We start from the raw sequence: 24,952 nt of genomic DNA, 5'->3' as shown, positions 1-24,952 counted from the left end.
TCAAGCCTCCAGCGTCTTGCCGATCATGCGCATCAGGAAGAAGGCGACGATATTGGCGAGGATGACGGCGATGATGCCGCCGGCGGAGGCACCACCGACATCGAACTGCAGCAGCGCCTGTGCGTAGACCAGGAAGGTGAGATTCGTGCTCTGCGTGCCCGGACCGCCATTGGTGGTCACGAGGATCTCCGCAAAGACCGAAAGCAGGAAGATCGTCTGGATCAGGATCACGACGGTGATCGCGCGTGAAAGGTGCGGCAGGATCAGATAGATGAAGCGGCTCGAGGCGCCGGCGCCATCCATCTGCGCCGCCTCCTTCTGCTCTTCGTCCAGCGACTGCAGCGCCGTCAGCAGAATGAGCGTCGCAAAAGGCAGCCATTGCCAGGCGACGATGATGATGATCGAAAAGAGCGGCGCATTGGCCAGGAAATCGAAGGGCTGTAGCCCGAAGAGCTTCGCAAGCCAGGCAAAGATCCCGTTCACGGGATTCATGAACATGTTCTTCCAGACGAGCGCCGCGACCGTCGGCATGATCAGGAAGGGCGCGATCACCAGGATGCGCACGATTCCCTGCCCGAACATCGGCTGGTCGAGGAGCAGCGCCAATCCGATGCCGCCGACGACGGTGATGAACAGGACCCCGAGCACGATCGCGAGCGTGTTGAAGATCGCCTGGAAGAATGCAGGGTCGGTCAGGAAGTAGGTGTAGTTGGAAAGCCCCGCGAACTCCTCCATTCCCGGCATCAGCAGGTTATAGCGCAACAGCGAGAAATAGATCGTCATCGCCAGCGGAACGATCATCCAGGCCAGAAGAAGGAGCACCGACGGGGCGATCATCAGCCGCGCGGCGGAGCGAGTATGCAAGGTCGCCATGGCGTCCCCCATGTGGTGTCAAGCATGCGGGCTCGGGAAATGCCGCATGCGCCACCGGTGAGTTTGGAAAAGGTCAGAGCGGGACGCGGACCGGGGAGTTCACCCTTCTCCCGTCCCGCTCTGGAGGTTGCCGAGGCGCCGGCCGTTTCCAGCCGACACCCCGACCTTGGGAGCTCACTTGATGTAGCCAGCCCGGGTCATCTCGCGCGTCGTCAGTTGCTGGGCGCTGGCAAGCGCCTGGTCGACGCTCATCTGACCGGCAAGTGCCGCCGAGAACTGCTGGCCGACAGCCGTTCCGAGACCCTGGAACTCCGGGATTGCCACGAATTGCACGCCGACATAGGGCACGGGCTTGACGGCCGGATTCTTCGGATCCGCCGAGTTGATCGACTCGAGCGTCGCCTTTGCGAAGGGGGCCGCCTTCTGGTACTCCGGATTCTCGTACAATGAGGTGCGGGTACCGGGAGGAACGTTGGCCCAGCCTTCCTGCTCCGCCACGAGCTTCAGATAGTCCTTGCCGGTCGCCCAGGCGATGAACTTCTGGGCCGCGTCCGCCTTTTGTGAACCCGCCGGAATGGCGAGGCTCCAGGCCCAGAGCCAGTTGCCGCGCTTGCCGAGCCCGGTGTCCGGGGCCAGCGCAAAACCGACCTTGTCGGCTACCGTCGATTCCTTCGGATTGGTGACGAAGGAAGCCGCCACGGTCGCGTCGATCCACATGCCGCATTTTCCGGTCTGGAAGAGCGACAGGTTTTCGTTGAAGCCGTTCGACGAGGCGCCGGGCGGGCCGGCATCGTTCATCAGCTTGACGTAGAAATCGAGCGTTTTCTTCCACTCCGGCTGATCGAACTGCGGCTGCCAGTTCTCGTCGAACCAGCGCGCTCCGAAGGAGTTCGCAGTCGCCGTCAGAAAGGCCATGTTCTCGCCCCAGCCGGCCTTGCCGCGCAGGCAGATGCCGTAGATCTCGTTGTCCTTGTCGGTGATCTTGCGGGCGGCCTCGGCGATGAAGTCCCAGGTCGGCGCCTCGGGCATGGTGAGCCCGGCCTTCTCGAACAGGTCCTTGCGATACATGACCATCGAGCTCTCGCCGTAGAAGGGAGCTGCGTAGAGCTTGCCGTCTACGGTCAGGCCGCTGCGGATCGCCGGTAAGAGATCGTCGACGTCGTAGTCGGGGCCGAGATTGTCGAGCGGCAGGAGCCAGCCCTGCTTCGCCCAGATCGGCACTTCATAGGTGCCGATCGTCATGATGTCGTACTGGCCACCTTTCGTAGCGATGTCCGTCGTCACGCGCTGGCGCAGGACGTTTTCCTCGAGCGTCACCCACTCAAGCTGAATGTCCGGATTCTTCGACGTGAAGTCATCCGTCAGCTTCTGCATCCGGATCATGTCGCCATTGTTGACGGTCGCAATGGTCAGGGTCTCTGCTTGGGCCAGGCCCGCCAGAGCGACTGCCGAGCACGTGCCCAGCAGGAAAGTTCTCAAATTCATCGACTTCCTCCCAGAAGGTGTTGAGCATTTGCCTTGCTCGTGAGCAATTACTCACCCGTTCACGAATAAAGTCAATGCGCATTTGATGCTGCAGCGCAGCATCAAATGCTAACGCACTGCTTTGTCTACGTTATCGCTCGTGAAATTTACTGGGAGGAGGAGCAGCCGCCGCGACCGCTGCAGCACCGCGCGTGCCGTCAGACGCGTTAAAAGTCGCTGTAGCGCAGAAACACACGATGCCCTGCCCCCGAGTCGAGCCGGTTCAAGCAGACATGCAGCAGGCTTCCGTTACGACCGTTTTCAAAACTTGAGCAGATATTCGGCCGTGGTTTCGTCGGTGATGAGACCGTTGATGATCCCGCCTTTCAAGGCAGCCCGCAACGCCTCGTACTTGCGTCTTCCCTTGGCGATACCGATCACGGAGGCGCGGTCGCGCCGCGGCAATGGAATGGAGGCGACACGCTCGTTGATGCTGCCCGCCAGCAAGGCGCCGTCGTGGTCGAACATCCAGCCGCAGATCTCGCCGGCCGCTCCCGCCGCCATCAAGCCCGCCATTTCCTCCCTGCCGAGAAAGCCGTCCTCGCAGAGCGGCGCGTCGGCGCCGAGTTCGCCGACGCCGACGAAAACGGCGTCGGCCTGCGCGCCGAGTTCCAGCGCGATCTTCACCAGGGTTTGCTTGTGCAGCACTTCGCGCTCTTCCGGCGACGAGACGAGGACCGGCAGCGGCATCGGGAAATGGCGCGCGTTGATCACGTCGGCCATGCTGAAGATCACGTTGTAATAGGCCGCCGATCCATCGAGCCGGATGTTGCCGGTGAGCGACACGATGCGATGCTGCGGGCAATCCATGGCCGGCAATTGGTCGATGGTCGCCTTCAACGTCCTGCCCGTGCCGATAGCAAGCACGACCGGATCGGGAGATTTCAGCCAGCGCTCGATTTCCGCAGCTCCCGCTTCGGCAATGCCGACCGTCGTCGAGGCAGACCCAGGGTCGCTCGGCACCACATCGGCATATTTCAGCTCATATCTCTCCTTCAGCCGCGCGGCCGCCTCGAGGCAGGCGGCGATCGGATGGTCGAGCCGCACCTTGATCAGGCGCTCGGCCATGGCAAGCGATACGAGCCGCTGCGCCGACTGGCGCGAAATGCCCATGATCGACGCGATCTCGTCCTGCGTGCGGCCGGCAACGTAATAGAGCCAGCCGGCACGGGCAGCATCGTCCAGCCTGTTGTTGGTCTCCGGCTTGCGCGCCATCGATGGCCCTCCTTCCCCTTTGATTTGCTGCCATTTTTTGCCATCCCCGTCAAACCGGCTTGATATCGGCGTGCACTTCGGGAAAAAAGACCGAAATACCCAGCGTTTGCGGAAAGCGCGCCCAAAATTTTACCGTTTGATAAAAAAATAAAGCGTGTTACCGTTCCCTATCCTGAGAAAACATTGGGAGCCAAAAATGGGAACGACGCAATCTGGGATTCTCGCCGGGCGCCTGCCGCTCGCCGAGTATGAAAAGAACTTCTCCGACCTTCATCCGCCCCTCGACAAACACGAAGCGCTCGTTGCCGCGGACCGCTGTTATTTCTGTCACGACGCACCTTGTATGACGGCCTGTCCCACCTCCATCGACATCCCGCTGTTCATCCGGCAGATCGCGACAGGCAACCCGATCGGTTCCGCCAAGACCATCTTCGACCAGAACATATTAGGCGGCATGTGCGCTCGCGTCTGTCCCACCGAAACGCTCTGCGAACAGGCCTGCGTGCGCAATACGGCCGAGGAGCGGCCGGTCGAGATCGGGCGGCTGCAGCGCTATGCCACCGACACCGCGATGAGGGAGAACAAGCAGTTCTATGCGCGGGCCGCATCCTCCGGCCGCAGGATCGCGATCGTCGGCGCGGGACCTGCAGGCCTTGCCTGCGCCCATCGGCTCGCCGTCAAGGGACACGAGGTGGTGATCTATGACGCGCGCGAAAAATCCGGCGGCCTCAACGAATATGGCATAGCCGCCTATAAATCGGTCGACGACTTCGCTCAGAAGGAGGTCGACTACGTCCTTTCGATCGGCGGCATCGAGGTCCGTCACGGCCAGGCGCTCGGCCGCGACTTCTCGCTCGCCGACCTGGCAGAGCAATTTGATGCCGTCTTCCTCGGCCTCGGTCTTGCCGGAGTCAATGCGCTGAGGATCGAAGGCGAGAATGCCGAGGGCGTTGACGATGCGGTCGACTTCATCGCCGCGCTTCGCCAGTCGAAGACGAGGGTCGATATTCCCGTCGGCCGCCGGGTGGTGGTGCTCGGTGGCGGCATGACCGCCATCGACGCCGCCGTCCAGGCGAAGCTCCTCGGCGCCGAGGAGGTGACGATCTGCTACCGCCGCGGCAAGGAGCACATGAACGCCTCCGAATTCGAACAGGACCTCGCCGCCTCCAAGGGCGTTGCCATCCGCCACTGGCTGCAGCCGAAGCGCATCGCCGTCAAGGACGGCAAGGTCGCCGGCATTGAACTCGAATACACCACCCTCGCCGACGGTAAGCTGACGCCGACCGGGGAAACGGGTATCATCGCCGCCGACCAGATTTTCAAGGCGATCGGCCAGACCTTTGAATCCTTCGGCCTCGGGACGCTGCAGATGGAAGGCGGACGCATCGTCGTCGACGCGGAGGGCCGCACCTCGCTCGCCGGGGTCTGGGCGGGCGGCGACTGCGTGCTCGGCGGCGAGGACCTGACCGTCTCCGCCGTCGCCATGGGACGTGACGCCGCCGAATCGATCAACCGGGCCTTCGCCGCGGAAGCACCGCTGGCGAGCGCCGTTGCTTGAAGGCAGGACGGATCGAGAGGACGAGAACAATGGCTGATCTTCGCAACAATTTTGTCGGTGTCAAATCGCCGAACCCGTTCTGGCTCGCCTCGGCACCGCCGACGGACAAGGCCTATAACGTCGAACGCGCCTTCAAGGCGGGCTGGGGTGGCGTCGTCTGGAAGACGCTGGGTGAGGAAGGACCACCGGTCGTCAACGTCAACGGACCGCGCTACGGCGCGATCTGGGGCGCCGACCGGCGCCTGCTGGGCTTCAACAATATCGAGCTCATCACCGACCGCGACCTCTACGTGAACCTGCGCGAGATGAAGCAGGTGAAGATGAACTGGCCGGATCGGGCACTGATCGCCTCGATCATGGTGCCCTGCGTCGAGGACGCCTGGAAGGCGATCCTGCCGCTCGTCGAGGAAACCGGCGCCGACGGCATCGAACTCAACTTCGGCTGTCCGCACGGCATGTCCGAGCGCGGCATGGGTTCCGCGGTCGGGCAGGTGCCGGAATATATCGAGATGGTCGTTCGCTGGTGCAAGCAATACACGCGCATGCCGGTGATCACCAAGCTGACGCCGAACATCACCGATATCCGCAAGCCGGCCCGCGCCGCCAAGGCCGGCGGCACCGACGCGGTGTCGCTGATCAACACCATCAACTCCATCACCGCGGTCGATCTCGACACCTTCTCGCCGGAGCCCTCGATTGATGGCCGCGGCAGCCACGGCGGCTATTGCGGCCCTGCGGTCAAACCGATCGCCCTCAACATGGTCGCCGAGATCGCCCGTGATCCGGAGACCTATGGCCTGCCGATCTCCGGCATTGGCGGCATCACCACCTGGCGGGATGCCGCGGAATTCATCGCGCTCGGCGCCGGCAACGTCCAGGTCTGCACCGCAGCGATGACCTACGGCTTCAAGATCGTCCAGGAAATGATCACAGGTCTTTCCGACTGGATGGACGCCAAGGGTCACCGGACGCTCGACGACATCCGCGGCCGGGCCGTGCCGAACGTCACCGACTGGCAGTATCTCAACCTCAATTACGTGACCAAGGCCCAGATCGACCAGGACGCCTGCATCAAGTGCGGCCGCTGTCACATCGCTTGCGAGGACACCTCGCACCAGGCGATCACACAGTTCGTCAATGGCGTGCGCCATTTCGAGGTGATCGAAGAGGAATGCGTCGGCTGCAATCTCTGCGTCAACGTCTGTCCGGTCGAGAACTGCATCACCATGGTGCCGCTGGCCGCCGGCACGCTCGACAAGCGCACCGGCAAGCCGGTCGATCCCAACTACGCCAACTGGACGACCCACCCGAACAACCCGATGGCCCGCGAGGCCGCCGAGTAAGGTGCAGTTACGGGAGTGGGAGGGCCGCCGGCAATCACCGACGGCCCTCCCATGTTCGTCAGGTGTTTAAAACTCGATCACGATCTTGCCGAAGGGACCGCGATCGAGATGCGCGAGGGCTTCCCGGAGTTCGGCGAACCTGTAGCGCTTGTCGATGATCGGCTTCAGACCGATGCGGTCAACCGCGCTGACCAGATCTTCGAGCGCCCGGCGATGCCCGACGCTGATGCCTTGCAGCACAGGCGATTTAAGAAGCAGCGGAGCGACCGGGCCGGAAACCTCGAAGCCTTCGAACACGCCGATCACCGAGATGCGACCATCCGGCGCCACCGCCTTCAGCGACTGGCCGAGGCCGGCACCGCCGGCGATCTCCAGGATATGATCGGCACCATGATCGCCGGTGAGCGCGAGTACCCGCTCGACCCAGTCCTCGCGGAGGCGATTGACGCCGTGGTCGGCGCCGAGCCCCAGCGCCCGCTCGAGCTTTTCAGGACTGCCCGACGTCACAATGACCTCGGCGCCCGCGGCTTTGGCAATCTGCAGCCCGAAGAGCGCCACACCGCCCGTTCCCTGCACGACAACGCGGTCGCCCGGTCTCAACTGCCCCTTCTCGATCAGCGCGAACCAGGCCGTGAGGCCGGCGCAAGGCAGCGTGCTTGCCTCTGCAGCATCGAGGCTCGTAGGCGCGGCGACGAACCAGTCCTCCGGAAAGGCGACATATTCCGACATCACGCCCGGATGCACGCCGCCAAGCGTTGCGTAAGCGGGGGTCCGGCCGCTGCCCGGCCGCAAACCGTCGAACCATCCCGGCGCGAAGGTCGAGATCACGCGGTCGCCCGGCCTGAAGCGCGTCACCGCTTCCCCAGCGGCTTCGACAATTCCGCTCAAGTCCGACGCCGGAACGAAGGGGAATGTGAGGTCCAGCCCCATGCCGCTTTCGAGCACCAGCTTGTCGCGGTAGTTGAGCGAAACTGCCGTCGTGCGTACGAGCACGTCATGTGGGCCGATCTCGGGCAGAGGCCGTTCGGTAAGTATTAGGTTCCGCGGGCCGATCGCATCCATAGTCCATTGCTGAATCCACTTCGACATGTTCGCTCCTTTCGTCGATTGCGATTGCATGACCATACTGTTGAACATGCATCGTCAGTTGCGATAAGAGTTCCCATTATTGTCTCTTTCTTGGATACAATTTCATGGAACACCTGAACGGCATTTCGGTCTTCGTCGAGGCGGCGGAGACCGGCGGCTTCTCCGCCGCAGCGGCACGGCTCAACCTTTCTCGCTCGGCAGTCGGCAAGACGGTTGCCCGACTCGAGCAGCGGCTCGGTGTGCGCCTGTTCCATCGGACGACACGCGCACAGAGCCTCACGGAAGAGGGTCAGCTCTTTTACGAGAGCTGCCAGAAGGCGCTAGGCGAGATCCGGGCGGCCGAAGCGCTCCTCGAGTCCGGCCGCCAGGACATCCGTGGCCGGTTGCGCGTCTCCATGCCGGTCCTCTTTGGACGCCAATGCGTTGCGCCACTCTTTCGCGACCTCCTGCGCAATCACCCGCAGCTCGAACTCGATCTCTCCTTCAACGATCGCGTCACCGATCTCTTCGACGACGGTGTCGATCTTGCTATCCGCATTGGTTCGTTGGGGAACGATGCCGGTCTGATGACACGCGTCATCGCGGAGCAACGCATGACTGTCTGCGCCTCTCCAGCCTACCTCTCGGCGCGCGGGATCCCAGAGGCCGTGGCGGATCTCGCCGACCATGAGGCGATCGTCTACTACCGCGGTGGGCAGCAGCGGCCATGGTCCTTCCCGTCCGAAGGTCGTGCTTTGGAGACCGTATTGCCCAAGACCCGGCTGCGGCTCGACGATCTGGCGGCGATCGCCGACGCTGCCGTCGAGGGAATCGGCCTGGCGTGGCTGCCCTGCTGGCTAGTGCGCGATCGGGTGCAGCGCGGCGATCTCGTGCGCGTCCTGACCGATCGACCCGGGCTCATCTTCAAGGTTCATGCCGTTTGGCCAGGAGCCCGGCGCCCGCTGCCGAAGCTGCGCGTCGCCATCGATCAACTCGCCACGGCACTGCCACGGGTCATGGAATAGGCTGCAAGCTTCAACGCGCGTCAAAAGGCGGCGGTCACGGCGATCGGGAGCCGATCACAAAAACGAAACAGTTTGTGTAGGAAACGTAAGTTGTCGCTAGCGGCAATCTGGTCAATAAGGAGCGACATCACACGCCGCCACAGGCTCCGCATATCCGGGCAGATTGCTTGACGATCCTTTCCGCCGACATCCGTAAGAAAGCGCACCTGATCTCCGGCGCCGTGCTCGGCTCCTTCGTCCTGTGCCACTTCTTCAACCATTCGCTCGGTCTCATTTCCGTCGGTGCGATGGAAGCGGGCCGGCGCACGCTCGGCCTGCTCTGGCAGAGCGCGCCCGGAACGGTCTTCCTCTACGGCGCCCTTCTCCTGCACTTCCTGATGGCGCTCGACAGCCTCTATCGCCGCCAAACGCTGCGGATGCCCGTCGGCGAGGCCCTGAAGATCGTCTTCGGCCTCAGCCTGCCCTTTCTCCTCATACCCCATGTCGTCATGACCCGGGTGGAGCCGATCCTGACCGGAATCGGCGCCGATTATCCAATGGTCCTGCGCGGGCTTTGGTCGCATGCCTACAATGCCTCGCGGCAGAGCATTGCGCTGCTCCTGGTCTGGGGACATGCCTGCCTCGGCGCCTGGTTCTGGATGCGAGGCCGAAGCTGGTTTCCGCGCTACGAGATCCTGCTCTACACGATCGCCATTCTCGTCCCGATCTTCGCACTCTTCGGCTTCGTCAGCGGCGCCCGCTCGCTTCCGCCCGTCTATGCGGAACATGGCGCCTATGGCGACCTGGCAACCGTCGGCCGCGCGCGGATCGGCCCCATTGCGGCGAATGTCCGACTGGCCCTCTATGCCGGCTTCGCCGGCCTTGTCGGCGGAACACTGGCTCTGCGCGCGCTGCCGTCGCGCGGACGCATCCGCGTACGCTATCCCGACGGACGCGTCGCGGCGGTCAGCCTCGGATTCAGCGTGCTCGAGGCAAGCCGCGCCGCTGGAATTCCCCACGCCTCCGTCTGCGGCGGCCGCGGCCGCTGCTCTACCTGCCGGGTACGCGTCATCCAGGGCCTCGAGGGTCAGCCGGGGCCGGGGGCGGCGGAGCTTGCGACGCTGACCCGCATCGGCGCGCCGAACAATGTGCGGCTCGCCTGCCAATTCCGCCCCGTGCATAATGTCACTGTGGTGCCGATCCTCGACAGCGACAGTCTCGGCACGAAGACGCAGCTTGCCCGCCACAACGGCGGCGGGCGCGAGCGGCGCGTCGCCGTGCTCTTCTGCGACCTGCGCGATTTCACCCGTATCACCGAGCACCGGCTACCCTTCGACACGGTTTTCCTGCTCAATCGCTATTTCGAGATGGTCGGAGAGGCGGTGGAAGGCTCCGGCGGCGTCATCGACAAGTTCATCGGCGACGGGGCGCTGGCGATCTTCGGGCTGAAGTCAACGTTCGAGGAAGCATGCCTGCAATCGCTGACCGCAGCAGCGCGGCTCGCGGCGGGTATCCGGGCGCTCAATCAGACATTCGCGGCCGAGCTTGAACAACCGCTGAGGCTTGCAATAGGCTTGCATGCCGGCCCCGCCATCGTCGGCGAGATGGGCTACGGCCGGGCGACCGCGCTAACGGCTGTGGGCGACACCATCAACACGGCGAGCCGGCTGGAAGGTCTTGCGAAGGAACACGACTGCGAACTTGCCGTCTCTGTCGAACTCGCCGATCGAGCCGGCATTAGCCTAGAGGGCAATCGCAGGCTCGACATCAGCCTGCGCGGTCGCCAGGCGACGCTCGAAACCTGGATGGTGGAGAATGCCGCGGAGATTTCAAAGGTGCTCCCAGCGCAAGATTGAGCCCGCTCGTTGGCCCCTCTCCTAGGGTAACCCCAGGACCAATCCTCTCCCCGCAAGGCGGGGCGAGGGGACTGGGAGTGCACCGTGAGTCCCCTCCTCCCATTCGAAAAACGGCGAGAAGGTCGCGGCAGCGGGATGAGGGCCAAACAGAAACTCCGTCGTATCTACTCCCGCACCTGCAGCCCGTCGACGAACAGCCGCTCGAGGAATCTCGCCGCATCGTCGAAGCGACCCTCGCCCGCGTGCTCCTGGCCGAGAACGGCGCGCACCTGCACGTCAAAGTCGGCATAATGCTGAGTCGTCGACCAGATCGCGAAGATGAGGTGGTAGGGGTCGCACTTGGCGATCTTTCCGGCCTTTGCCCAGGCGCGGATCACCTCGGCCTTCTCGTCGACCAATTGTTTCAGGGGACCTTTCAGCTCGTCCTCGATATGCGGGGCGCCCTGAAGGATCTCATTGGCGAAGAGTCGGCTTTCACGCGGGAAATCCCGCGCCAGTTCGAGCTTTCGCCGGATATAGCTGCGGATCTCGGCGACCGGGTTGCCCTCGGAGTCGAGTTCGCGCAGGGGATCGAGCCACGTGTCGAGTACGCGGTCGATCAGCGCGCGGTGCATCGCCTCCTTCGTGCGGAAGTAATAGAGCAGGTTCGGCTTCGACATGCCTGCCACTTCGGCGATCTGGTCGATGGTCGAGCCACGAAATCCATGAGCCGAGAAGACCTCGAGCGCGGCTTCCAGGATGCGCTCCTCCTTTTCCTCCTGGATGCGCGTGCGTCTCTGGGTCTTGGCCGCTCTTGGAAGTACCATCTCTCCCCCTGACTATGCCGGCAACCGATGGAAACGAAACCGATCTGCCCAATTTTCGGCTGCGCCAAATTTTTGAGCAGCGCCTTTGATTTTTTCTTTTTCCCGCTTGAGTGCCGCTGCGGAAGTTGTAATGTTTACCAACCGGTCAAATTATCAGCCAGATTGCCACCAAAGGCAACGGCTGTTCGAAGGGCAATAGAACAAAGCTCCGATTTGGCCAACGGGAACATGAGGGCTATCCCCGGGGGAGGGCCCAGCCGAAATAGAGGAGAACGCCATGGCAGCACCTGGCGAGAATAGGCGCGTCAATGCCGACCGCCTGTGGGATTCGTTGATGGAAATGGCGAAGATCGGCCCCGGCATTGCCGGCGGCAACAATCGCCAGACCTTGACGGATGCCGACGGCGAAGGCCGCCGGCTTTTCCAGTCCTGGTGCGAGAAGGCGGGGCTCACCATGGGCGTCGACAAGATGGGCACCATGTTCATGACCCGCCCCGGAACGGACCCCGATGCCCTGCCCGTGCATATCGGCTCCCATCTCGACACGCAGCCGACCGGCGGCAAGTTCGACGGGGTGCTCGGCGTCTTGAGCGGCCTTGAGGTCGTGCGCACGATGAATGACCTCGGCATCAAGACCAAGCACCCGATCGTCGTCACCAACTGGACCAATGAGGAAGGCGCGCGCTTCGCGCCGGCCATGCTCGCTTCCGGCGTCTTTGCCGGCGTCCATACGCTCGACTATGCCTATGCCCGCAAGGATCCGGATGGAAAGAGCTTCGGAGACGAACTGAAACGTATCGGCTGGGTCGGCGACGAGGAAGTCGGTGCCCGCAAGATGCACGCCTATTTCGAATATCATATCGAACAGGGGCCGATCCTCGAGGCCGAGAACAGACAGATCGGCGTCGTCACCCACTGTCAGGGCCTTTGGTGGTTGGAGTTCACGTTGACCGGCAGGGAGGCGCATACCGGCTCGACGCCGATGAACATGCGCGTCAATGCCGGGCTCGCCATGGCCCGCATCCTGGAAATGGTGCAGAAAGTCGCCATGGAAAACCAGCCCGGCGCCGTCGGGGGCGTCGGCCAGATGTTCTTTTCGCCGAATTCGCGCAACGTGCTGCCGGGCAAGGTGGTCTTCACCGTCGACATCCGCTCGCCCGACCAGGCCAAGCTCGACGGCATGCGGGCGCGCATCGAGGCCGAAGCCCCGAAGATCTGCGAGCCGCTCGGCGTCGGCTGTTCGATCGAGGCGGTCGGCCATTTCGATCCCGTCACCTTCGATCCGAAGCTGGTCGCCACCGTTCGCGGCGCCGCCGAAAAACTCGGCTACAGCCACATGAACCTCATCTCCGGCGCGGGGCACGACGCCTGCTGGGCGGCGAAAGTCGCGCCGACGACGATGATCATGTGTCCCTGCGTCGGGGGGCTCAGCCACAACGAGGCCGAGGACATTTCCAAGGAATGGGCCACGGCCGGCGCCGATGTCCTCTTCCATGCGGTGCTCGAGACGGCAGAAGTGGTCGAATGAGAATTAACGGGCGGGACGAAAGTCCCGCCCTTTTCCTACAGCGCCGCGCGTCTTATCCGCCGCGCAAAGGTCGCTGTAGGCTTTGAATTGCTGCATGCTTTTATACTCAAATCGGCAAGGATTTGAGGAAACATGCAGTAGGCGGTTGTCCGCCACTGAATGCACTATCGCGAGGGAAGAACAATGAGCACCGTCATCAAGGGTGGAACCATCGTCACCGCGGACCTGACCTACAAGGCCGATATCAAGGTGGAAGGCGGCAAGATCGTCGAGATCGGCCCCAATCTCTCCGGCACCGAGACGCTGGACGCGACCGGCTGCTATGTGATGCCGGGCGGCATTGACCCGCACACCCATCTCGAAATGCCTTTCATGGGCACCTATTCCTCCGACGATTTCGAGAGCGGCACGCGCGCGGCGCTGGCCGGCGGCACGACGATGGTCGTCGATTTCGCGCTGCCCTCACCCGGCCAGTCGCTCTTGGAAGCGCTGACCATGTGGGACAACAAGTCGACCCGGGCCAATTGCGACTACTCCTTCCACATGGCGATCACCTGGTGGGGCGAGCAGGTGTTCAATGAGATGGAAACCATCGTCAAGGACAAGGGCATCAACACCTTCAAGCACTTCATGGCCTATAAGGGCGCGCTGATGGTGGACGACGACGAGATGTTTTCCTCGTTCCAGCGCTGCGCTGGGCTCGGCGCCCTGCCCCTCGTTCACGCCGAAAACGGCGACGTCGTGGCGCAGCTCCAGGCAAAGCTGCTCGCCGAAGGCAATAACGGCCCCGAGGCGCATGCCTATTCGCGGCCGGCCGAGGTCGAGGGCGAGGCCACCAACCGCGCGATCATGATCGCCGACATGGCCGGCTGTCCCGTCTACATAGTCCATACCTCGTGCGAGCAGGCGCACGAGGCGATCCGCCGCGCCCGCGCCAAGGGCATGCGCGTCTTCGGCGAACCGCTGATCCAGCACCTGACGCTCGACGAGACTGAATATTTCAATAAGGACTGGGACCACGCCGCCCGTCGGGTGATGTCGCCGCCCTTCCGCAACAAGGCGCATCAGGACAGCCTCTGGGCAGGACTTGCCTCCGGCTCGCTACAGGTGGTCGCGACCGACCATTGCGCCTTTACGACCGCGCAGAAGCGCTTCGGCGTCGGCGATTTCACCAAGATCCCGAACGGCACCGGCGGTCTTGAGGACCGGATGCCGATGCTGTGGACCTATGGCGTCAATACCGGCCGCATTACCATGAACGAGTTCGTGGCGGTGACCTCCACCAATATCGCCAAGATTCTCAACATCTATCCGAAGAAGGGCGCTATCCTCGTCGGCGCCGACGCCGACCTCGTCGTCTGGGATCCGAAGCGATCGAAGACGATTTCCGCCAAGGCCCAGCAGTCGGCGATCGACTACAACGTCTTCGAGGGCAAGACGGTTACCGGCCTGCCGCGTTTCACGCTGACGCGCGGCGCCGTTGCGATCGAGGAATCAACGGTGAAGACTCAAGAAGGCCAGGGCGAATTCGTGCGGCGCGATCCCTTCCCGGCGGTCAGCACCGCGCTTTCGACCTGGAAGGAAGTGACGGCCCCGCGCGCCGTGCAGCGCACCGGCATTCCGGCAAGCGGCGTCTGATGCCGAAACTTTCATCCGCGCTGGGCCGAAGGATCGGCTGTCACCAGCCCGTCCAGTTCCGGGAGCAGGACGACGCTTTCCTGCTCCTTCGGATCGGTCCGGGCGATTACCGCCGTGCAGGGCGCGTCGGAAAGGTTTGCCGGCAGATGCGGCACGCCGGCGGGGATGTAGAACATCTCGCCGGGCTTTACGACCACATGCTCCTCAAGCCGGTCCCCGAACCAGGTATGCGCCTCGCCGGAAAGCACATAGATAGCCGTCTCGTGGCTCTCGTGGAGATGCGCTTTGGCGCGGGCCCCCGGCGGCATGGTCAAGAGATGCATGCAGATGCCGGTCGAGCCGACGGTCTCGGCGGCGATGCCTTCGAAGTAGTTGAGCCCCTGTTTGCCGGCATAGGCACTGCCGGGGCGAACCACGCGACAGCCAGGATTGGATGATCGAGACATGAACCTTCTCCAGAATTCGCTGAAAAACTCGCCGCATGGGCCATCTGCAGCGAATCCGCGATTGCATGTTGCCGGCCCAAATAGCAGTCTGGCACAGACAAAAGACAATGAGAATCCCATGACATCCAATCCCGCCTCCGTCGTCTCGGCCCGGAACCTCGGCCTGACCTTTGAGACGAGCGACGGACCGGTGAACGCCCTTACCGGCGTGAACCTCGACGTCGCCAAGGGCGACTTCGTCTCCTTCATCGGTCCTTCCGGCTGCGGCAAGACGACCTTCCTGCGCGTCATCGCCGACCTTGAGAAGCCGACCGCCGGCTCGATCACCGTCAACGGCATGACGCCGGAGGAAGCCCGTCGCCATCGCGCCTATGGCTACGTCTTCCAGACGGCCGCGCTCTATCCATGGCGGACGATCGAGAAGAACATCGCCCTGCCGCTCGAGATCATGGGCTACTCCAGGGACGAACAGCGGGCGCGGATCGAGCGCACGCTGGAGCTCGTCAATCTCTCCGGCTTCGGCAAGAAATATCCCTGGCAGCTTTCCGGCGGCATGCAGCAGCGGGCGTCGATCGCGCGCGCCTTGGCCTTCGATGCCGATCTGCTCCTGATGGACGAGCCTTTCGGCGCCCTCGACGAGATCGTCCGCGACCACCTGAACGAGCAGCTTCTGAAGCTATGGGCGCGCACCGACAAGACCATCTGTTTCGTCACGCACTCGATTCCGGAAGCCGTCTATCTTTCAACCAGGATCGTCGTCATGAGTCCCCGGCCCGGCCGCGTGACCGACGTCATCGAATCGACGCTCCCGAAGGAGCGCCCGCTCGGCATTCGCGAGACGCCGGAATTCCTGGAAATCGCCCACCGTGTGCGCGAGGGGCTGAGGGCGGGACACAGCTATGATGAATAGTCCTTGCGCCGCTCAGGTCCGTTGTCGCGATGCGGCTTTGGCGGACATGGATGTGTGTGCCGACATCTTCAATCGCTGGGTGGACGCTACAGCCTGGATGCCAAGGGTTCACGCGCCCGCCGATGTGCAGCGATATTACCGAGAGGTGCTCTTTGCGAACGGGGAGGTCATCGTCGCTGACTGTCAGGGCGAAATTGCAGGCTTTCTCGCTCTCGCTGAGAACGGCTTTGTGTCGGCGCTATATCTGGACGAGCGATACCGAGGCGTCGGAATCGGAACTGCGCTGCTCCGTGAAGCAAAAGAACGGGCGAAAACCGAGCTAAGGCTATGGACTTTCGAACACAATACCGGTGCACAGCGTTTCTACAGACGCGAGGGCTTCTTTCCCCTACGCAGAACGAATGGCGATAACGAGGAGGGCTTGCCGGATATCCTCTACTCTTGGCGTGCCGTGTCGTTTAGCGGACGGGAGGCGTGACTATGCGCCAAGATAGCTTCCTCAAGGACAAACTCCTCCCCATCTCCACCGTCGTTATCCTCCTGATCGCCATTTGGTACGTCGCCACCGTCTTCCTGAACGCCCCCTTCGAGCGCGACACGGCCGCCCGTGCCGGCACTGAGATCGCGTTCTCCGACCTTCTCAAGAATACGATGGCCCAGGAGCGCCCGGTGCTGCCGGCGCCGCACCAGGTGATCGCCGAGATCTGGGACACGACCGCCAACAAGGCGATCACCTCCAAGCGCAGCCTCGTCTATCACGCCTGGATCACGCTCTCGGCAACCCTGTTCGGCTTCGGGATCGGCGCCGCACTCGGAATTCTTCTCGCCGTAGGCATCGTCCACAACCGCGCCATGGACCGCTCGCTGATGCCGTGGGTGATCGCCAGCCAGACGATCCCGATCCTGGCGATCGCGCCGATGATCATCGTCGTGCTCAACGCCATCGGCATCGCAGGTCTTCTGCCTAAGGCGCTGATTTCCACCTATCTTTCGTTCTTCCCGGTGGTCGTCGGCATGGTCAAGGGATTGCGCAGCCCGGAAACGATCCAGCTCGACCTCATGCATACCTACAACGCCTCACCGGCCCAGACCTTCTGGAAGCTGCGCTGGCCCTCCTCGATGCCTTATCTTTTCACATCGCTCAAAGTCGCAGTCGCAATCTCTCTCGTCGGCGCCATCGTCGGCGAACTGCCGACCGGCGCGGTGGCCGGACTCGGGGCCCGCCTGCTCGCGGGTTCCTATTACGGGCAGACGGTACAAATCTGGGCGGCATTGTTCATGGCGGCAGCGCTCGCAGCCGTCCTCGTCATGATCGTCGGCCTGGCGCATTCAGCCGTGTTGAAGCGCATGGGAGCCAGGCCATGAACTATCCCGCTATTGCCGGTGCCCTCCTCTTCTGGCTGCTCGCCTGGGCCTTCAACGAATGGCTGGTCCGTCAACGCTTTCAGAGCCGAACCGCCGCCAGCGCCGCCCGTTTCGCCGTGCCGCTCCTCTTCGGCATCACCATCCTCGTCCTCTGGGAGGGCATCGTCCGCGGCTTCGGCATTCCCTCGGTGCTGCTGCCGGCGCCGTCGATGATCTGGCAGAGGCTCCTCAATTCAGTGCCGACGCTCGCAGCCGATTTCCGGCAGACTTTCTTGAAATCCGTGCTGACGGGCTATGCGCTCGGCTGCGGCCTCGGTTTCCTCGTGGCGATCCTGATCGACCGCTCGCCCTTCCTGCAGAAGGGCTTGCTGCCGCTCGGCAATTTCGTTTCCGCCCTTCCCGTCATCGGCGTCGCGCCGATCATGGTCATGTGGTTCGGTTTCGACTGGCAGTCGAAGGTCGCGGTCGTGGTGATCATGACCTTTTTCCCGATGCTCGTGAACACGGTCTCCGGCCTGGCGGCCGCGAGCCATATGGAGCGCGACCTGATGCGCACCTATGCCGCAAGCTGGTGGCAGACACTCGTCAAGCTGCGCCTGCCCGCCGCCTGGCCATTCATCTTCAATGCACTCAAGATCAACTCCACTCTGGCGCTGATCGGCGCCATCGTGGCCGAGTTCTTCGGAACGCCCATTGTCGGCATGGGCTTCCGGATCTCCACGGAAGTGGGCCGCATGAACGTCGACATGGTCTGGGCCGAGATCGCCGTCGCGGCGGTGGCTGGCTCCGTCTTTTACGGGGTGGTCGCGCTCATCGAGCGCGCCGTCACCTTCTGGCATCCGTCCATCCGCAGTGGCCGGGCCTAGATCACGATGATTTTGGTCGATTCGACCCAAAATCATAAACGTGATCGTTTCTAAAGGTTTAGAACGGGATGCGGGCGGAAAACTGCGCACACTTTCCTCATCCCGCTCTGATATTGGCGCAATGACAAGAGGGAACTGAAATGAACAAGAAACTTGCATCTCTGCTGGCAGCGGGTGCCTTTTCGCTCGCCGCCTTCCATGCCAATGCGGCCGACAAGGTCACGCTGCAGCTGAAATGGGTGACGCAGGCCCAGTTTGCCGGCTACTACGTCGCCAAGGACAAGGGCTTCTACGACGAAGAAGGCCTGGATGTCGAGATCAAGCCGGGCGGTCCCGATATCGCACCGCCGCAGGTCATCGCCGGCGGTGGCGCCGATGTCATCGTCGACTGGATGCCCTCCGCTCTCGCCACGCGTGAGAAGGGCGTTCCGCTCGTCAACATCGCCCAGCCCTTCAAGCACTCCGGCATGATGCTCACCTGTCTCAAGGAATCGGGCGTGAAGACCCCGGAGGACTTCAAGGGCAAGACGCTCGGCGTCTGGTTCTTCGGCAATGAATATCCGTTCCTGTCGTGGATGTCGCAGCTGAAGATCCCGACGGACGGCGGACCGAATGGCGTGACCGTGCTCAAGCAGGGTTTCAATGTCGACCCGCTGATCCAGAAGCAGGCGGCCTGCATCTCGACGATGACCTACAACGAATACTGGCAGGTCATCGATGCCGGCATTAAGCCGGAGGATCTCGTCACTTTCAAATATGAAGACCAGGGCGTCGCAACGCTCGAGGACGGGCTCTACGTTCTCGAGGACAAGCTCAAGGACCCGGCCTTCAAGGAAAAGATGGTGAAATTCGTCCGCGCTTCGATGAAGGGTTGGAAATATGCCGAGGAGAACCCCGACGAGGCGGCGGAGATCGTACTCGAGAACGACGCCACCGGCGCCCAGACGGAGAAACACCAGAAGCGGATGATGGGAGAAATCGCCAAGCTCACGGCCGGCTCCAACGGCGCCCTCGACGAGGCCGACTACAAGCGGACGGTGGAATCGCTGCTCTCCGGCGGTTCCGATCCGGTGATTTCCAAGGAGCCGGAAGGCGCCTGGACACATGAGATCACCGATGAAGCGCTGAAATAGGTTTGACACTCAGCAAAGCGCGCGCGGCACCGGCCGCGCGCGCTTTCTTTGCGATATTCAACCTGTCCTACAAGTTGCATCCAACCCCGGGCACATGCGCGGAAATATTGAGGCACCATCACTTTTTCGCCCTTGTAAGCACTTGCCGCGAAGATTACATAGGCGCGGAACGTTTAATTGAAGGAGAGGCAGAAAAGGGGACTGGTTTTCCCTTGATCTTGCTTTTCGTGGGAATTTATCCCAGCTGCATGACTTCGTCCTGAAGCAGACGGGAACAAGACATGCAAGCACGCCCTTCGGCTTGAAACCGATCGGTCGGGAGAGGATTGAGTGCGCGTCGCAGTCCCGGCTTCACGACCGGCCGCGCTGTGTACGGGAATAGCGTGATTGCAGTCGCTTCCTTGGGTGGCGACGTATTGATTTAGTTTCTATATTCGGGACGACGGCCGATGGCTCAGAGACTCCTATCCCTTTTTGCGGCCTGTGCAGCGATGACGCTCGGCGCTTTATCGATCGCCTCCGCCGAGGACGCCGCCAAGCCACAGCAGGATCAGCTCTTGCCGTCGATCATCGTCACCGACGCGGTGGAACGCACCATTAGCGATCGCGTTCTTGCTACCGGGTCGATCGAGCCGGTCGAGGAGACTTATGTTTCACCGCTGGTGGACGGGCTTTCGATCCGCTCGTTGAATGCCGATGTCGGCGATCGGGTCGAGCAAGGAAGCACGCTGGTCATCCTCAACGACGACGCGCTCCTGCTCCAGAAGAGCCAGCTCAAGGCCAATCTTGCCAAGGCGGACGCTGCCGTCGCGCAATCGCAGGCGCAGCTCGCCGAGGCCAAGGCGAACGCCGAAGAGGCGACGCGCGTCGCCGACCGCGCCGCCCAGCTTTCGACAAATGGGACTGTCTCCACCGCCGAGGCTGACCGGCTGAAGGCGCTCTCGGCCGCCGCGCGCGCCCGCCTCCGTTCAGCCGAGCAATCTATCGGCGTAGCATCTGCGGACATGAAGGTGATAGAGGCTCAGATCGAAGATATCGACCTGCGCCTCGCCCGCACCGCCGTCAAGGCACCCGTCAGCGGTATCGTTTCCGCCAAGAACGCCAAGATCGGCGCGATCGCGAACGGCAGCGGCCAGCCGCTTTTCGCCATTATTCGCGACGGGGCGATCGAGATGAAGGCCGAGGTGACCGAGGCCGACGTCATCAAGCTTGCAGTCGGGCAACCCGCAACGGTCAAGCTCGCCGGCAGTAGCACAATCATAGAAGGCAAGGTCCGGTTGATAGCACCGACCGTCGATCCGCAGACCCGCCTTGGCACCGTGCACATCACCCTCGCCGACACGGCGGAAGCCCGCGCGGGCATGTATGCGAGCGCGACTATCACCGTAGAGCAGAGGCAGACAGTGGTTCTGCCGCAAACCGCTGTTACAGCGGAAGACGGCAAGTCGATCGTCCGCAAGGTCGAGGAAGGCATCGTTCACCTCAAACCGGTGACGACCGGTATTCAGGACGGGCAGTTCGTCGAAATCATCTCGGGGCTGGTGCCGGGCGAACAGGTCGTCGCAAAGGCCGGCGCCTATGTGCGCGACGGCGACCGCATCAATCCGGTCAAGCCGGACAAGCCGATCACCAATTGACGGGAAAGAGACCATGAACTTCTCCGCCTGGTCCATCCGCAATCCGGTCGCGCCGATCCTGGCGTTTTTCGTGCTTGTCGTGCTCGGCTGGCAGTCTTTCAACTCGCTGCCGATCACCCGTTTCCCGAACATCGACGTGCCGATCGTTTCGATCGCCGTCACGCAGAGCGGGGCGGCACCTGCCGAACTCGAGACCCAGGTCACCAAGGAGATCGAGGACGCGGTCGCCGGTATCTCCGGCGTCGACCATATCGAGTCGACGATCACTGACGGTAGTTCCACCACCGCCGTCATATTCCGCATGGAGGTGCCGACAACTCAAGCGGTTCAAGACGTCAAGGATGCGATCGACCGCATTCGCGGCGACCTGCCGACGACAATCGACGAGCCAATCGTCGCCAAGATCGATGTCGAAGGGCAGGCAATCCAGACATTCTCGGTCTCCTCGCCTGGGATGACGCTTGAAGAACTCTCCTGGTTCGTCGACGACACGATCAAGCGCGCGATCCAGGGCAAGAGCGGCATCGGCCGCGTGGACCGCTATGGCGGCTCCGACCGCGAGATCCGCGTCGAGCTCGACGAGGATCGGCTGAATTCCTTTGGCATCACGGCCGCCGACGTGAATGGCCAGCTCCGCCGCATGAATCTCGATCTCGGCTCCGGCCGCGGTCAGGTCGGCGGCAGCGAACAGGCGATCCGCACCTTGGGCGACACGCGCGACGTGGCAAGCCTCTCCAACACGATGATCTCGCTACCGAATGGCCGCTTCGTGCGCCTGTCGGAGCTCGGCACCGTGACCGACACCTATGAGGAGCCCAAATCCTTCGCGCGGTTCAACGGCCACCCCGGCGTGACCTTTGCCGTCTTCCGCGCCAAGGGAGCGAGCGAAGTGACGGTGGCCGAAACGGTGGCCCAGACGCTCGACGATATCCGCGCGAAGCACCCGGACGTCACCATCGAGATGGTCGACGACTCGGTTTACTTCACCTATGGCAATTACGAGGCGGCGATCCACACGCTGATGGAAGGCGCGCTCCTCGCCGTCATTGTCGTGATGCTGTTCCTGCGCAATTGGCGCGCCACGCTGATTGCTGCCGTCGCCCTGCCACTCTCCGCTATCCCCACCTTCTGGGTGATGGAGCTCCTCGGCTTTTCGCTGAACCTCGTGAGCTTCCTCGCCATGACGCTGGCGACCGGCATCCTCGTCGACGACGCGATCGTCGAGATCGAGAACATCGAGCGGCACATCCACATGGGCAAGTCGCCCTACAAGGCTGCTATCGAGGCTGCTGACGAGATCGGCCTCGCCGTCATCGCCACGACCTTCACGATCATCGCCGTCTTCGTGCCCGTCTCCTTCATGCCGGGAATTCCGGGCCAGTACTTCATCCAGTTCGGCCTGACCGTCGCCGTTGCCGTCTTCTTCTCGCTTCTGGTCGCGCGCCTGATCACGCCGGTGATGGCGGCCTATCTGATGAAGCCGACCGATGCGGACGGTTACCATGGCGACGAAGGCTTCATGATGCGCCAATATACGCGCCTCGTGCAATTCACGACGAGGCGCTGGTACACGCGCTATTCAACGCTGCTTGCCGCGATTGTCCTCACGGTGGGCTCCGTGCTCGCACTCATAGTTTTCGTGCCCGGCAGTTTCCTGCCGCCGGAAGACAACTCGCGCGTCAGCCTTTCGATCGAGCTGCCGCCGGATGCGATGCTCGCAGATACCGAGCGCACGACGACCGAGATCTACAACCGGATCAAGGATATTGAAGGTGTCGAAAACATCTTCGTGCTGGGCGGCGCTTCGCCGAAGGGCGATCTCGAGCTGCGGCGCGCCGCGGTGACCGTACTCCTGCAAAAACTCGACCACTCGCTCCTCAACAAGGTGGTCAACGACGTGATCGGCCGAACACCACTGATTGGGCAGTATTTACCCAAGTTGGCGCCAGCGGGCCGCACGAAACCGCAGTCGGAGATCGAAACGGAAATCTACGCGCGGCTCCAGGAAATTCCGGACGTTCGCGTCACCAAGCTCAACGACCGCGGCGAGCGCGACCTATCGTTCAACCTGCTTTCCAATAACGAGGCGGATCTGGACAAGGCCGTCGCCATCCTGGAAGCCAAGCTGCGCAGAGATCCGCTTCTCGCAAATGTCAGCCCCGACGGGGCGCTGCCCCGACCGGAATTGCAGATCCGCCCGCGCGACGAACAGATGTCGCGTCTTGGCATCACGACCGCGCAGATTTCGGAGGTCATCCGCGTCGCCACCATCGGCGACATCGATGCGCAACTTACGAAGATCGCGCTCGACGGGCGTCTGATTCCGATCCGGGTCCAGCTCGATCGCGATTTCCGCACCGACTTGGCCGCCATCCGCAATCTGAAAGTCCAGACGGCATCCGGCGCCACGGTTCCGCTCTCGAGCGTCGCCGACATCAACTATTCGGAGGGGCCGAGTTCCATCAAGCGCTACGACCGCAACCGCGTGGTCAAACTTGGTGCCGATCTACCGGTCGGCGTCGCACTCGACACTGCATCGGCCCGCTTCAAGGAGATCGCCGGCGAAGCGAAGCTGCCGGCGACGGTAGAGTTCCTCGAAAGCGGCGATGCCGAGGTCCAGGCGGAGATGCAGCAGAGCTTCGGCAATGCCATGCTGCTTGGCCTGATGATGGTGCTGGTCGTGCTCATCCTGCTGTTCAAGGACGTGATCCAACCTTTCACCATCCTGTTCTCGCTTCCGCTGGCAATCGGTGGGGTGGCTGCGGCCTTGATCCTGACGCAGAATTCACTGTCCATGCCCGTTCTCATCGGCATCTTGATGCTGATGGGCATCGTCACCAAGAACGCAATCCTCCTCGTCGATTTCGGTATCGAGATGATGCATCACGGCATGGACCGGACCCTGGCGATGGTCGAGGCCGGCCGCAAGCGTGCCCGCCCGATCGTCATGACGTCGATCGCCATGTCCGCGGGCATGCTGCCTTCGGCGCTCGGCGTCGGCGAAGGCGGCTCCTTCCGCGCACCGATGGCGATCGCCGTGATCGGCGGCATCATCGTTTCCACGGTCTTGAGCCTCGTCGTCGTCCCCTCCTTCTTCCTGATCATGGACGACCTGTCGCGACTGCTTGCCTGGGTCTTCGGCCGTTTCGTCGGCAAGAAGGACAAGGAGGACCTGCCGCTCGACCCCGAAGCGCTCAGCAGGCTCGCCGCCGAACAGGGTAGCACGATCGAGAGCCTCGAGGAGCGCATCAAGGCGCTGGAGGCCGAACGGCGCGGCAAGTCCGACCGCAAGGTCATCACCCATCCGGCTCTTGCCGCCGAATGAACGTCCCGCGAACCGCGCCCCCTATTGGGCGCGGACACTGATGCAGCGATATAAAGGTGCTGCAGCGGCCTTTGCGCGTCTGAACACACGACACGACATCAGCTTGCTGCTGCCTCGGCGCCTCCAGGGCCGCGTGATGGAAACTCGCGACAGACGGGGTCAAGGAGTTCTGAAGCCAGCCGTGGCTTGCAGCCGGCTCAGAGGCCGCCATGCACCGTCAGAAACTCGACTATCCGGTCGATGCCGTCCCCGTGTTTCATGTTTGAGAAGACGAAGGGCTTTTCAGCCCGCATCCGCGCCGCATCGCGCTCCATCACCTCAAGATCGGCGCCGACATGAGGAGCGAGGTCCTTCTTGTTGATGACGAGCAGGTCGGATTTGGTAATTCCCGGACCGCCTTTGCGCGGGATTTCTTCGCCCTGGCAGACAGAAATCACATAAATCGTCAAGTCAGCCAGATCTGGCGAAAAGGTCGCCGCCAGATTGTCGCCGCCGGATTCGATGAAAACCACGTCGAGGCCTGGAATGCGCCGGTTGAGCTCCGCAATGGCCTGCAGGTTGATCGATGCGTCCTCGCGGATTGCCGTATGCGGGCAGCCTCCGGTCTCGACGCCGACGATGCGATCCGAAGACAGTGCCTGCATCCGCACCAGCGCCTCAGCATCCTCCTTGGTATAGATGTCATTGGTGACGACGGCGACCGAATATTTCTCGCGCATTGCCTTGCAGAGTTTATCGGTGAGCGCCGTCTTGCCGGAACCGACCGGACCACCGATGCCGACGCGAAGAGGTCCGTTTTTTGATGGCATGTCCAATTCCTTTCCATGCGCCGATCGGTTTCATGCATGATCGACATG

The 24,952-nt window shown here is 62.5% G+C and carries 20 protein-coding genes; 13 read left to right on the top strand and 7 right to left on the bottom strand.

What is annotated here, in order from left to right; all coding sequences use genetic code 11:
- The 3 genes from J2Z31_RS15540 to J2Z31_RS15530 all read right to left on the bottom strand — a co-directional run bounded on the left by J2Z31_RS15540 (position 1) and on the right by J2Z31_RS15530 (position 3,612).
- Positions 1 to 873 (bottom strand): carbohydrate ABC transporter permease, encoded by an 873-nt coding sequence (locus tag J2Z31_RS15540; protein ID WP_209602481.1) that lies wholly within the window; start codon positions 871 to 873, stop codon positions 1 to 3.
- 174 nt (positions 874 to 1,047) lie between these two features.
- On the bottom strand, positions 1,048 to 2,358 hold the full coding sequence (locus J2Z31_RS15535) for an ABC transporter substrate-binding protein (RefSeq protein ID WP_209602480.1): 1,311 nt from the start codon (positions 2,356 to 2,358) through the stop codon (positions 1,048 to 1,050).
- A gap of 300 nt (positions 2,359 to 2,658) precedes the next feature.
- A complete protein-coding gene (locus J2Z31_RS15530) occupies positions 2,659 to 3,612 on the bottom strand; it encodes a sugar-binding transcriptional regulator (RefSeq protein ID WP_209602479.1) in 954 nt (317 codons plus the stop codon).
- 196 nt (positions 3,613 to 3,808) lie between these two features.
- Between J2Z31_RS15530 and J2Z31_RS15525 the strand changes: the two genes are divergently transcribed.
- Positions 3,809 to 5,170, top strand: coding sequence for an NAD(P)-dependent oxidoreductase (locus J2Z31_RS15525; RefSeq protein WP_209602478.1), 1,362 nt, complete (start codon positions 3,809 to 3,811; stop codon positions 5,168 to 5,170).
- Between the two features lie 29 nt (positions 5,171 to 5,199).
- Positions 5,200 to 6,513 carry an NAD-dependent dihydropyrimidine dehydrogenase subunit PreA gene (gene preA, locus J2Z31_RS15520; RefSeq protein WP_209602477.1) on the top strand — a complete coding sequence of 438 codons (1,314 nt, stop codon included), beginning with the start codon at positions 5,200 to 5,202 and terminating at the stop codon, positions 6,511 to 6,513.
- A 66-nt stretch (positions 6,514 to 6,579) separates the two neighbouring features.
- On the opposite strand, the gene J2Z31_RS15515 is transcribed toward preA, so the two are convergent.
- Positions 6,580 to 7,602 carry a zinc-dependent alcohol dehydrogenase family protein gene (locus J2Z31_RS15515; protein WP_209602476.1) on the bottom strand — a complete coding sequence of 341 codons (1,023 nt, stop codon included), beginning with the start codon at positions 7,600 to 7,602 and terminating at the stop codon, positions 6,580 to 6,582.
- A gap of 104 nt (positions 7,603 to 7,706) precedes the next feature.
- Here J2Z31_RS15515 and J2Z31_RS15510 point away from each other — a divergent pair, with 104 nt between their 5' ends.
- On the top strand, positions 7,707 to 8,606 hold the full coding sequence (locus J2Z31_RS15510) for a LysR substrate-binding domain-containing protein (RefSeq protein WP_209602475.1): 900 nt from the start codon (positions 7,707 to 7,709) through the stop codon (positions 8,604 to 8,606).
- 167 nt (positions 8,607 to 8,773) lie between these two features.
- Positions 8,774 to 10,441, top strand: a complete 1,668-nt coding sequence (locus J2Z31_RS15505; protein WP_209602474.1) for an adenylate/guanylate cyclase domain-containing protein — start codon at positions 8,774 to 8,776, stop codon at positions 10,439 to 10,441.
- A gap of 164 nt (positions 10,442 to 10,605) precedes the next feature.
- On the opposite strand, the gene J2Z31_RS15500 is transcribed toward J2Z31_RS15505, so the two are convergent.
- Positions 10,606 to 11,247, bottom strand: a complete 642-nt coding sequence (locus J2Z31_RS15500; RefSeq protein WP_209602473.1) for a TetR family transcriptional regulator C-terminal domain-containing protein — start codon at positions 11,245 to 11,247, stop codon at positions 10,606 to 10,608.
- A 277-nt stretch (positions 11,248 to 11,524) separates the two neighbouring features.
- On the opposite strand from J2Z31_RS15500, the gene J2Z31_RS15495 reads away from it, so the two are divergent.
- Entirely contained in the window at positions 11,525 to 12,775 is a 1,251-nt protein-coding gene (locus J2Z31_RS15495) for a Zn-dependent hydrolase (protein WP_209602472.1), read from the top strand.
- A gap of 183 nt (positions 12,776 to 12,958) precedes the next feature.
- On the top strand, positions 12,959 to 14,413 hold the full coding sequence (hydA, locus tag J2Z31_RS15490; protein WP_209602471.1) for a dihydropyrimidinase: 1,455 nt from the start codon (positions 12,959 to 12,961) through the stop codon (positions 14,411 to 14,413).
- 11 nt (positions 14,414 to 14,424) lie between these two features.
- Here the strand turns inward: hydA and J2Z31_RS15485 are convergent, their stop codons facing one another.
- Positions 14,425 to 14,859, bottom strand: coding sequence for a cupin domain-containing protein (locus J2Z31_RS15485; protein WP_209602470.1), 435 nt, complete (start codon positions 14,857 to 14,859; stop codon positions 14,425 to 14,427).
- 118 nt (positions 14,860 to 14,977) lie between these two features.
- On the opposite strand from J2Z31_RS15485, the gene J2Z31_RS15480 reads away from it, so the two are divergent.
- From J2Z31_RS15480 to J2Z31_RS15450, 7 genes are all read left to right on the top strand, one after another.
- Positions 14,978 to 15,769 carry an ABC transporter ATP-binding protein gene (locus J2Z31_RS15480; RefSeq protein WP_209602469.1) on the top strand — a complete coding sequence of 264 codons (792 nt, stop codon included), beginning with the start codon at positions 14,978 to 14,980 and terminating at the stop codon, positions 15,767 to 15,769.
- 46 nt (positions 15,770 to 15,815) lie between these two features.
- On the top strand, positions 15,816 to 16,247 hold the full coding sequence (locus tag J2Z31_RS15475) for a GNAT family N-acetyltransferase (RefSeq protein ID WP_234939490.1): 432 nt from the start codon (positions 15,816 to 15,818) through the stop codon (positions 16,245 to 16,247).
- Between the two features lie 2 nt (positions 16,248 to 16,249).
- A complete protein-coding gene (locus tag J2Z31_RS15470; protein WP_209602468.1) occupies positions 16,250 to 17,134 on the top strand; it encodes an ABC transporter permease in 885 nt (294 codons plus the stop codon).
- Positions 17,131 to 18,000: an ABC transporter permease gene (locus J2Z31_RS15465; RefSeq protein WP_209602467.1), complete on the top strand. Its 870-nt coding sequence runs from the start codon at positions 17,131 to 17,133 to the stop codon at positions 17,998 to 18,000. The genes J2Z31_RS15470 and J2Z31_RS15465 overlap by 4 nt, the downstream gene beginning before the upstream one ends.
- Positions 18,001 to 18,140: 140 nt before the next feature.
- Positions 18,141 to 19,133 (top strand): ABC transporter substrate-binding protein, encoded by a 993-nt coding sequence (locus tag J2Z31_RS15460; RefSeq protein ID WP_209602466.1) that lies wholly within the window; start codon positions 18,141 to 18,143, stop codon positions 19,131 to 19,133.
- 449 nt (positions 19,134 to 19,582) lie between these two features.
- The gene (locus J2Z31_RS15455) at positions 19,583 to 20,770 is read left to right on the top strand and encodes an efflux RND transporter periplasmic adaptor subunit (protein ID WP_209602465.1); all 1,188 of its coding nucleotides are present in this window, start codon (positions 19,583 to 19,585) and stop codon (positions 20,768 to 20,770) included.
- 13 nt (positions 20,771 to 20,783) lie between these two features.
- Positions 20,784 to 24,095, top strand: a complete 3,312-nt coding sequence (locus tag J2Z31_RS15450) for an efflux RND transporter permease subunit (RefSeq protein WP_209602464.1) — start codon at positions 20,784 to 20,786, stop codon at positions 24,093 to 24,095.
- 197 nt (positions 24,096 to 24,292) lie between these two features.
- On the opposite strand, the gene ureG is transcribed toward J2Z31_RS15450, so the two are convergent.
- Positions 24,293 to 24,904 (bottom strand): urease accessory protein UreG, encoded by a 612-nt coding sequence (gene ureG / locus J2Z31_RS15445; RefSeq protein WP_209602463.1) that lies wholly within the window; start codon positions 24,902 to 24,904, stop codon positions 24,293 to 24,295.
- Positions 24,905 to 24,952: the final 48 nt, after the last annotated feature.

This window comes from Sinorhizobium kostiense (assembly GCF_017874595.1).
In the GTDB taxonomy this organism is placed as follows: domain Bacteria; phylum Pseudomonadota; class Alphaproteobacteria; order Rhizobiales; family Rhizobiaceae; genus Sinorhizobium; species Sinorhizobium kostiense.
Note: the sequence above shows the minus strand (reverse complement) of the source record. Positions and strands in the feature narration are given on the sequence as shown.

Bases quoted from the DNA above. Each gene is read 5' to 3' on its own strand.
- J2Z31_RS15535 (WP_209602480.1), bottom strand. From the start codon at position 2,358: ATGAATTTGAGAACTTTCCTGCTGGGCACGTGCTCGGCAGTCGCTCTG.
- J2Z31_RS15465 (WP_209602467.1), top strand. From the start codon at position 17,131: ATGAACTATCCCGCTATTGCCGGTGCCCTCCTCTTCTGGCTGCTCGCC.
- J2Z31_RS15470 (WP_209602468.1), top strand. From the start codon at position 16,250: ATGCGCCAAGATAGCTTCCTCAAGGACAAACTCCTCCCCATCTCCACC.
- J2Z31_RS15475 (WP_234939490.1), top strand. From the start codon at position 15,816: ATGGATGTGTGTGCCGACATCTTCAATCGCTGGGTGGACGCTACAGCC.
- J2Z31_RS15530 (WP_209602479.1), bottom strand. From the start codon at position 3,612: ATGGCGCGCAAGCCGGAGACCAACAACAGGCTGGACGATGCTGCCCGT.
- J2Z31_RS15450 (WP_209602464.1), top strand. From the start codon at position 20,784: ATGAACTTCTCCGCCTGGTCCATCCGCAATCCGGTCGCGCCGATCCTG.
- J2Z31_RS15460 (WP_209602466.1), top strand. From the start codon at position 18,141: ATGAACAAGAAACTTGCATCTCTGCTGGCAGCGGGTGCCTTTTCGCTC.
- preA (WP_209602477.1), top strand. From the start codon at position 5,200: ATGGCTGATCTTCGCAACAATTTTGTCGGTGTCAAATCGCCGAACCCG.
- J2Z31_RS15525 (WP_209602478.1), top strand. From the start codon at position 3,809: ATGGGAACGACGCAATCTGGGATTCTCGCCGGGCGCCTGCCGCTCGCC.
- ureG (WP_209602463.1), bottom strand. From the start codon at position 24,904: ATGCCATCAAAAAACGGACCTCTTCGCGTCGGCATCGGTGGTCCGGTC.
- J2Z31_RS15515 (WP_209602476.1), bottom strand. From the start codon at position 7,602: ATGTCGAAGTGGATTCAGCAATGGACTATGGATGCGATCGGCCCGCGG.
- J2Z31_RS15495 (WP_209602472.1), top strand. From the start codon at position 11,525: ATGGCAGCACCTGGCGAGAATAGGCGCGTCAATGCCGACCGCCTGTGG.
- J2Z31_RS15455 (WP_209602465.1), top strand. From the start codon at position 19,583: ATGGCTCAGAGACTCCTATCCCTTTTTGCGGCCTGTGCAGCGATGACG.
- J2Z31_RS15510 (WP_209602475.1), top strand. From the start codon at position 7,707: ATGGAACACCTGAACGGCATTTCGGTCTTCGTCGAGGCGGCGGAGACC.
- J2Z31_RS15485 (WP_209602470.1), bottom strand. From the start codon at position 14,859: ATGTCTCGATCATCCAATCCTGGCTGTCGCGTGGTTCGCCCCGGCAGT.
- J2Z31_RS15540 (WP_209602481.1), bottom strand. From the start codon at position 873: ATGGCGACCTTGCATACTCGCTCCGCCGCGCGGCTGATGATCGCCCCG.
- J2Z31_RS15480 (WP_209602469.1), top strand. From the start codon at position 14,978: ATGACATCCAATCCCGCCTCCGTCGTCTCGGCCCGGAACCTCGGCCTG.
- J2Z31_RS15500 (WP_209602473.1), bottom strand. From the start codon at position 11,247: ATGGTACTTCCAAGAGCGGCCAAGACCCAGAGACGCACGCGCATCCAG.
- hydA (WP_209602471.1), top strand. From the start codon at position 12,959: ATGAGCACCGTCATCAAGGGTGGAACCATCGTCACCGCGGACCTGACC.